We start from the raw sequence: 8,266 nt of genomic DNA on the forward strand, positions 1-8,266 counted from the left end.
AAAATGATATGGCAGAATGGACAGAGAGAGCGGAACTTCTATTTAAAAAAGAAGGATTAGACAAATTACAAAACGCTAATATTTTGGTCGTTGGATTGGGTGGCGTAGGATCCTTTGCTGCTGAGTTTTTGGCTAGGGCAGGAGTAGGATCTATGACCATTGTGGATGGCGATGTTGTAGATATCACTAATATTAACAGACAATTACCGGCCTTGCATTCTACTGTAGGACAAGCTAAAATCAAAATTGTTGGCGATAGATTGATGGATATTAACCCAATGTTAAAATTGACTAAAGTACAGGAGTTTCTTTCGCCGGAGCGCGCTTTCGAAATAGTTACTGACGAGTTCGATTATGTCTTGGATTGCATTGATAGCGTAACTCCAAAACTAAATTTGATCATTGGTGCTAAGCGAAAAAGAGTAAAGATAATTTCGAGTATGGGCGCTGGCGGAAAGATGGAAGCTTCAAAAGTAAAAGTTTCGGATATTGGAAGTACAGAGAATTGCTTTTTGGCAAAAACCATTCGAAAAAGATTAAAAGAGCATAAAATTGATAAGTTAAAAGTGGTTTTCTCCTCAGAAATCCAAGATGATGAAAGTTTGAAAATGACGGATGGGTCAAATTACAAAAGATCGTTTTACGGCACAAATAGCTATATGCCTGGATTGTTTGGTTTATACGCCGCAGAAACCGTGATTCGCTATTTAATTAAAAAATAGTATTTCGTTTAAGAAATTATATCTAAAAATTTAAACTCATAAAATGATACAAACCGTAATTTTTGACATGGATGGTGTAATTGTGGACACTGAACCAGTACATCGATATGCTTATTTTCAACAATTTGGCGAGCTAAATATTGATGTCACCGAAGAAATGTTTACTTCCTTTACAGGGAATTCGACTCGCAATGTGTTCCAGAATTTAAAAACACTCTTTAATTTAGAGCAGGATGTGGAAGATTTAATCCAGAGAAAAAGAAGTATTTTCAATGAAGCTTTTGATACTAAATCAGACTTGGAATTATTGGAAGGTGTTGAAAACTTAATCAAAGAACTCCATCAGAAAGGCATGCAACTAATTCTAGCATCATCAGCTTCTAAGGTTACTATTGAACGCGTTTTTGGACGTTTCGAGTTACACCAATATTTCACGCATATCTTTAGTGGTGAAGATTTTCCGAAGTCGAAACCCGACCCAGCAATTTTTGAACATGCCGCCTCCATGTCCATTGCTTTAAAAGAAAACTGTATTGTGATTGAGGACAGCACAAACGGTGTGAAAGCAGCAAAAGCTGCAGGAATATATTGCGTGGGCTATAACAGTATCCATTCCAAGTTGCAAGATTTGTCAGCGGCGGACGTTATTATTAATCATTTCAATGAACTTGACTATGAAAAAGTTGCGGAATATAAAATTGATATTAAGAAATAATTAACAGCATCGCTTTTAGTAATTTGTAAATTTGGAAAAACATATAAATTTAAAAAAATGAAAAAAATACTTATTGCATTAGCCATAATTATTACTCAATTTACAATTGAGGCACAGGTGCAGACACCACAAGCAAGTCCTAAGGCAACAATAAATCAAGTTGTAGGCTTGACAGATGTAGAGGTTGTTTATTCAAGACCATCTGCAAGAGGAAGAGCTGTTTTTGGTAATTTGGTTCCTTTTGGTAAACTTTGGAGAACGGGAGCTAACGAAAACACAATCGTTTCTTTTAGCGACGATGTGGTCATAGGCGGAAAAACACTAAAGAAAGGGAAGTATGCATTATATACGATTCCAAACATTCAAAGTTGGGAAGTTGTTTTTTATACAGCGACGGATAATTGGGGAACTCCAGAGGAATTTAAGGAGGAAAATGTTGCATTAAGAACTACGGTAAAGGAGGAATCAATGCCAAAAGCAACAGATACATTTACTATTGGGATAAATGGTTTAGACTCAAATTATGCTTTTCTTGAGATTTCTTGGGAGAACTCTTTCGTGGCTGTAAAATTTGAAGTTCCTACTCAAGAAAAAGCAATTGCAAACGTAGAAAAAGCCCTTGCAGGTCCTTCAGCAGGCGATTATTTTTCTGCTGCCCAGTTTTTCTATCAATCGAATGGTGATATCAATAAAGCGAAATCCTATGTTGATAAAGCCTTAGTATTGAGTGCCGAAAAACCGTTCTATTTTTTGAGATTAAAATCATTGATACAAGCGAAACAAGGGGATAAAAAAGCAGCCATTGAAACAGCTAAAGTATCGCTTGCAGCTTCTGAAGCAGCGGGTAACCAAGACTATGCTAAAATGAACAAAGACAGTATCTCTGAGTGGAGTAGATAATGATTCTTGTTTTTACGTAAAAATCCCGTTTCAATTTATTGAAACGGGATTTTTTTTTTATTAACGTCTTAAGCTTAATTTTTTTCCTTTCTGTACATAGACAATTGCAGGATAGAGGAGAGGACGATCGTCAGCATTGCTCCTATAAAGTTGAGCCATAAATAACCTAGCTTTGCTTCCCCAGCAGGGAAAACATAAATCGCATAGTAGTATATTATAAAAATGGTTATTTGGCTCACTAGAGCACTATAAAAGATGGCTTTTGCTTTTACAAATTTTATATAAAATCCGACCAAGAAAATTCCAAGTACTGTTCCGTAGAAAATGGAGCCAACTATGTTAACCAATTGGATTAGATTTTCAAATAAGGTACCAATACTGGCAAAAAGTATGGCGACAATTCCCCAAAACAAAGTAAAGAACTTTGTTGCGTTGAGATAATGCTTTTCTGATTTCTCTTCCTTTAAATTACGTTTGTAAATGTCAATAGCTGTAGTGGAGGCCAATGCATTTAGCCCAGAAGCTGTGGAAGACATAGCCGCCGATATGATGACCGCTAGTAATAGTCCGATGAGCCCTTTTGGCAGATAATTTAAAATAAAATGGAAAAAGACATAATCTTTATCATTCGTTTCGCTACCGCTATCTGCTTTTAGTATGAGTTCTTTAGCACTGTCTCTCAAGTCTTTTTCTTTTGCCGATAGAGCAATTAATTCTTTTCGTAAAATAGGGTTGTCATAATCTTGATTTAGTTGGTCGATATAAAGCAGGTTAATTACTTTTTTATCCTCTGAAAGCGCATCTAATTTTTTTTCTAGAGCATGATATTCCTCTTTATATTCTGATTTTTCAATAACTACTTTGTTATTAGGATTGAAGTTTAAGGGTACTGGGTTGAATTGGAAAAAAACAAATACCATAACTCCAGTGAGCAATATGAAGAATTGCATGGGTACTTTTAACAATCCATTCATAATTAATCCCATTTGACTTTCACGAACCGACTTGCCGGAAAGATACCGTCCTACCTGTGATTGATCTGTTCCAAAATAGGCGAGCGCTAAGAAAAAACCACCTGTTATTCCACTCCAAATTGTATATTTTTCTTCTGGATCAATAGAAAAATTGACAATGTTCATCTTGTCGTTAGCCCCAGCAATATGTAAAGCATTGCTAAAAGTCATTTCATTGGGTAGAAAACGTAGTATGAGGAAAAAAGTAATCAGCATCCCTGACATAATCACAAACATTTGCTGTTTTTGGGTCACGTTAACCGCTTTTGTCCCGCCTGAAAAGGTATATATAATAACGAGAACACCTATGGCAATGGTCATGTAATTGAGGTTCCATCCTAATATAGCCGATAGGATGATTGCAGGGGCATAAATGGTAATACCGGTCCCCAATCCTCTTTGAAATAAGAATAAGATTGCTGCAAGAGAGCGTGTTTTTAAATCAAACCTTTTCTCGAGGTATTCATAGGCGGTATAGACTTTATATTTATGGTAAATAGGGATAAAGGTCAAACAGATGACCACCATGGCAATAGGTAAACCAAAGTAAAATTGTACAAAACCCATTCCGTCATGATAGGCCTGGCCAGGTGTTGATAGAAAGGTTATCGCACTAGCTTGAGTAGCCATTACCGATAGCCCCACCGTGTACCAAGGTGTTTCGTTACCCCCAAGAATATAGTCTTCTACATTTTTACTTCCCTTGGTCTTCCAAGCGCCATAAATTACTATAAATAATAGGGTTACTACAAGTACAATCCAGTCAAATAGCTGCATAATTTAAGAATATAATTTCATTATTAGATAAAATATCAAAATGTAAAGCGCATTGACAACCAAAACCGCAGTGTAGTTTTTTTTCCAATTTTTTGTTTTTTTTGTTTCCATATTACTGCGTTATGGTTTGATTTCTTCGGATGGCTGCGTTGTTGGTTCTTTTAGCGAAATTATGTTTGCTAATATTCGATAGGCCCCAGAAACGCCTTCGGGCAATTCCCTGAATAAACTTAAACCGGTATAAATATAATATCCTTTTCCATAAGGGGCAATTAATAGCGCTCCATTTTTTGGACTTTCTCCCTGGTCATGTGAAGACAAAATAGGGGTAAAGGCTTTATCAAATTCATTTGGATAATACAATCCTTGTTCTTGTGTCCAGCCTTCAAAATCTTTGGAAGTGATTTTGTTGGGATAATTTAAAACGGGATGATTGGGCGCTAGAAACTGAACTGCTGCATTTTCTTCCGTTACCCTGTCGCGAGAAATTTTTAATGGATAAGGAGCAATATTTGCTGTCTCAACTTCATCGGGCGTGTTGTATTGCACCAGCATTGTTTTCCCTCCTTTAACAAAGTCGAACAGTATATTTTGCTTTGCAGCCAAGGCTTCTACAGTATTGTAAGCACGTATCCCGGTAATAACGACATCAAAGGATTCTAAGTTTTCGGCGGTTATTTCTTCTGGACTCAATAAGCTGACACTATAGCCCATTTCGATCAGACTTTCAGGTACCTCGTCACCTGCACCCATAATGTATCCAATTTTTTGTCTATTAGTTTGCAAATCTAGTTTAATGAATTTTGCTTCGGCTGGCTCTAAAACCTGCTGTTTAGTGATGTGACCGTAGTCAATTATTACTTGCTTAGTACTAAATGTTTTATTGTTGATTATGGCAATGCTTTTTGCAATAACTTCTGATGATTCTTTAGGTGGAGTTACTTCAAAATATACGATTTGCTCTGTTCCTTTTTTAGCTAAGTTAAATGGAATTAATTTTGGAAAGACAATCCAATTTTTAGGTAAATCGAGTTGTAAGTTTCCTTTTATATTGTCTTTTCCAGATTTAATTTTAACCGCTATTGACTTATTATTTCCATTATTAAAAAGAGCCACTTTGTTCAGTATACTTGTAGTTACCTCAGGAACAATATCTAGATAATTATACATTTCTCCTTTTACATTGTCGTTATATTTGTAAACTACAGTGCGTTCAAAAGGGATTTCGATTCCACCAATAGCAATATTGAAAACGACCTTTACTTCTCGGATAACGTCGGGAATTCCAATATTTTTTTGATTGTTTACCGTATACATTCCTAGGGTTCCTTTTTCTTTAAGCCAATAGGGCTGAGTATACTCTATCGCTTCAGGCAGCTGTAAGTCGAGAGTTTTGCTTTCTGAAACATTATTGTTTAATTGACTATCAATGGGAGTGTTTTTTCTCAGGGGTAAAGCAGTTATACTCAGTAAATTCATTTTTATGTCACTTCTGTTTATGGCTTCAATCTTTAAATTGACAATGCTTCCCGGAATAGCTTCCTGATTTTGTGCCACGGCCTCGAGGTAAAGTCCTGAACAGGCCGCAATGATATTTGTTATTTCGTAAGACTTGACCGTTTTCCAGTGATTCTCGTCCAAAGCCTGAATCATTTGATAGGCTTTTGTTAAATTTGAAACACTAGCTGACGGATTTGAAAAGTCGTATTGCGAAATAATTTCTGTGACCAATTCCCCTACGGGTTTTCCTCCTTTTACGCGGTTCCAGCTGGTGTCAATTCCTTCGAAAATGTTGGATTTGTCTTTTGATTTTTCGCCGTTTATAAATTCTAAGTATTCTGTATCTTCGCCGCGACTTCCTGTGCTTCCAAAGCCTTGGGACTGATGGCTGCTTCTGCTTAAGGCAGCTATTTCTTGATTTGATTTACCTAGGGTAGGATAATACACACCGGTTTGAAATGTCACTAAATTTGTTTTGTCAGCAGAATCAAATTTCTCTTTGCTGCCATAAAACCACCAAGAAGTATTAAAAAATTGGCGTTTGGCTTGCCAGGTTTCCACTAATTTTAATTGATTGGGAAAAACGGCTGGATTATTTGCTAAATCAAAGCTCTCTGTACTCAAAAGAGCTGATGCCGTATGATGACCGTGAGTGGTCCCTGCAGTACGATGGTCGAACCTATTTATGATGACATCAGGTTGAAACTTTCTAATGGCCCAAACCACATCGGATAGTACTTTGTCTTTATCCCATATTTGCAATGTTTCCTTAGGGTTTTTTGAGTATCCAAAATCATTGGCTCTTGAAAAAAATTGTTCTCCTCCATCAATTTTTCGGGCTTCAATAAGCTCTTGGGTTCTTATTACGCCTAACAATTCTCTTAATTGTGGTCCTATTAAGTTCTGGCCTCCATCGCCCCTTGTCAAGGATAGGTAGCCTGTTCTTGCTTTAATATCATTTGATAAATAAGCTATTAAACGCGTATTCTCATCATCTGGATGTGCGGCAATGTAAAGAACAGAACCTAAAAAATTAAGCTTCTCAATTTGATTGTAAATTTCTACTGAATTTAGTTTTTGTGGCTTTTGGGCCAGGAGGACTTGAAAAGAGAAAAGAAATAGTAGAAAGAATTGAATTTTACTTTTGTACATTTTTTTGTTTTTTGTGCAATTAGCTCAAATGTAGTAATTAAATGTTTTTTACAATAACATTCTTATTTTCTTTCCTTAAAAGAAGAGTATTAACAAAAAAAGAGCACCATAATGATGCTCTCTTAATTTCTGGATCTATTTATAGGAATTAGTGTTTCCCGTGACCTCTGTTATCTTTGTTGTTTCCTCTTCTTTTATCATCGTTTCTATTATTAGCTCTTTTTTTATCATACTTACTATGATTATTTGAAGATTTGCGATTTTCGGAGTATCTGCGATTTTGGGTGTTTCTGTCGTTAGAATATCTTTGATGATCGTGATTTTGACCAATTGTTCGTTGGTTTCCATCTCTATATCCTTTGTAATATCTTTTTCTGTCATTATCGAAATTCGTGTAAGGTCTATCACCATGGTAATTATTTAAAACTACTTTATAACCTCTATTCAGATCATAGTTTCTGTACTGTCTTGGCAAATACCTTGATCGAACCCATCTTCCGTTTCCAAAAAATATAAATTGGGAGGCTCTGATATCGAAGTACGCTTGAACATCTGGTAAATAATAATATTCTGCTTGTGAATAACCATACGGTCCCCATGATGGAGCTGTTCCTATATTTAAACTTACTGAAACTTGAGCTTGTATTGAGCTTGACACAAGTAAAATTATTCCAATGGCGATTAATTTTAATGTTTTCATTTTTTCTATTTTTTTAATTATAATATTAATTTTTCATTTCTTGCGTATATACTTTATGACTAAAACCAACAACTGTGCCACTGTGTTTTTAGGAACGTTTAAAAATGGTATAGCTGTAAACCAAAAAAGAAACGCAATTGCGTTTCTTTTTTGGTTTACAGCTAATTAAAATTTTATTACAATAATAAAATTAATAATAGGATGATAATAATTATCGCACCTACAGAAAGGTAGAGACCATTTCCACTAGATCTTAATTGCGATTTAATTTCACGAACTTCTTTACGTAGTTCTTTCTTTTCTGAAGAAGCTAATGTGGATTTGTCCATTGCTTTAATTTCATCTAGTCTATTAAGCATAGTCCTAACTTCAGCAGGAATTTCCTTGGGGTCTGATGTAGCTGTTGCTATGTTTTTTTCAGCAGCAAACATTGTGGTTGGAAAAGCACCTAATGATAACAGCATTATCATTAAATAGAAACTTAGTTTTTTCATTTTTTTTTGGTTTTACTTTACTACTATTATTGCTTTAAAAGTAATACTAATTTATAAATAGGATTGTATAATTATTGTAAAAACGTAACCCGTTGGGTGTAATTATTTGAGGTAAAAAATATTGATTAGATATTGCTCAAGATACTGAAATTCAGTATCTTGAAGTCGCAAAACAAACAATATCTATGTCAAATATAATAAAAAATTATTTAAGAGTTTTAGAAGTTTTAAGTTCTTTGAATTGTGAATTAGCATTCAAATCAGATGTTGGCAGAAAACAAAAAATGTCTGAT

The 8,266-nt window shown here is 35.1% G+C and carries 7 protein-coding genes and 1 pseudogene; 4 read left to right on the forward strand and 4 right to left on the reverse strand.

From position 1 onward, the window contains the following. Positions 1 to 8: 8 nt before the first annotated feature. The 3 genes from ACEN2H_RS10205 to ACEN2H_RS10215 are packed head-to-tail and all read left to right on the forward strand — an operon-like array spanning position 9 to position 2,337. Positions 9 to 722, forward strand: coding sequence for a tRNA threonylcarbamoyladenosine dehydratase (locus ACEN2H_RS10205; RefSeq protein WP_441732236.1), 714 nt, complete (start codon positions 9 to 11; stop codon positions 720 to 722). Between the two features lie 43 nt (positions 723 to 765). Continuing rightward, positions 766 to 1,437: an HAD family hydrolase gene (locus ACEN2H_RS10210; RefSeq protein ID WP_441732237.1), complete on the forward strand. Its 672-nt coding sequence runs from the start codon at positions 766 to 768 to the stop codon at positions 1,435 to 1,437. A gap of 57 nt (positions 1,438 to 1,494) precedes the next feature. Next, on the forward strand, positions 1,495 to 2,337 hold the full coding sequence (locus ACEN2H_RS10215) for a DUF2911 domain-containing protein (protein WP_441732238.1): 843 nt from the start codon (positions 1,495 to 1,497) through the stop codon (positions 2,335 to 2,337). 74 nt (positions 2,338 to 2,411) lie between these two features. On the opposite strand, the gene ACEN2H_RS10220 is transcribed toward ACEN2H_RS10215, so the two are convergent. The 4 genes from ACEN2H_RS10220 to ACEN2H_RS10235 form a co-directional block, all read right to left on the reverse strand. Further along, complete coding sequence (locus ACEN2H_RS10220; RefSeq protein ID WP_441732239.1) at positions 2,412 to 4,127, reverse strand: sodium:solute symporter family transporter; 1,716 nt, start codon at positions 4,125 to 4,127, stop codon at positions 2,412 to 2,414. A 120-nt stretch (positions 4,128 to 4,247) separates the two neighbouring features. After that, complete coding sequence (locus ACEN2H_RS10225) at positions 4,248 to 6,779, reverse strand: PIG-L family deacetylase (RefSeq protein ID WP_441732240.1); 2,532 nt, start codon at positions 6,777 to 6,779, stop codon at positions 4,248 to 4,250. A 148-nt stretch (positions 6,780 to 6,927) separates the two neighbouring features. Beyond that, positions 6,928 to 7,479 (reverse strand): hypothetical protein, encoded by a 552-nt coding sequence (locus ACEN2H_RS10230; protein ID WP_441732241.1) that lies wholly within the window; start codon positions 7,477 to 7,479, stop codon positions 6,928 to 6,930. Positions 7,480 to 7,655: 176 nt separating this feature from the next. After that, positions 7,656 to 7,973 (reverse strand): hypothetical protein, encoded by a 318-nt coding sequence (locus ACEN2H_RS10235; protein WP_441732242.1) that lies wholly within the window; start codon positions 7,971 to 7,973, stop codon positions 7,656 to 7,658. 185 nt (positions 7,974 to 8,158) lie between these two features. On the opposite strand from ACEN2H_RS10235, the pseudogene ACEN2H_RS10240 reads away from it, so the two are divergent. Then, a pseudogene (locus ACEN2H_RS10240) lies at positions 8,159 to 8,266 on the forward strand (IS982 family transposase); the annotation flags it as partial.

The organism is Flavobacterium sp. W22_SRS_FP1, assembly GCF_052113685.1.
Classification (GTDB): Bacteria; Bacteroidota; Bacteroidia; order Flavobacteriales; family Flavobacteriaceae; genus Flavobacterium.

Bases quoted from the DNA above. Each gene is read 5' to 3' on its own strand.
- ACEN2H_RS10220 (WP_441732239.1), bottom strand. From the start codon at position 4,127: ATGCAGCTATTTGACTGGATTGTACTTGTAGTAACCCTATTATTTATA.
- ACEN2H_RS10230 (WP_441732241.1), bottom strand. From the start codon at position 7,479: ATGAAAACATTAAAATTAATCGCCATTGGAATAATTTTACTTGTGTCA.
- ACEN2H_RS10210 (WP_441732237.1), top strand. From the start codon at position 766: ATGATACAAACCGTAATTTTTGACATGGATGGTGTAATTGTGGACACT.
- ACEN2H_RS10215 (WP_441732238.1), top strand. From the start codon at position 1,495: ATGAAAAAAATACTTATTGCATTAGCCATAATTATTACTCAATTTACA.
- ACEN2H_RS10235 (WP_441732242.1), bottom strand. From the start codon at position 7,973: ATGAAAAAACTAAGTTTCTATTTAATGATAATGCTGTTATCATTAGGT.
- ACEN2H_RS10205 (WP_441732236.1), top strand. From the start codon at position 9: ATGGCAGAATGGACAGAGAGAGCGGAACTTCTATTTAAAAAAGAAGGA.
- ACEN2H_RS10225 (WP_441732240.1), bottom strand. From the start codon at position 6,779: ATGTACAAAAGTAAAATTCAATTCTTTCTACTATTTCTTTTCTCTTTT.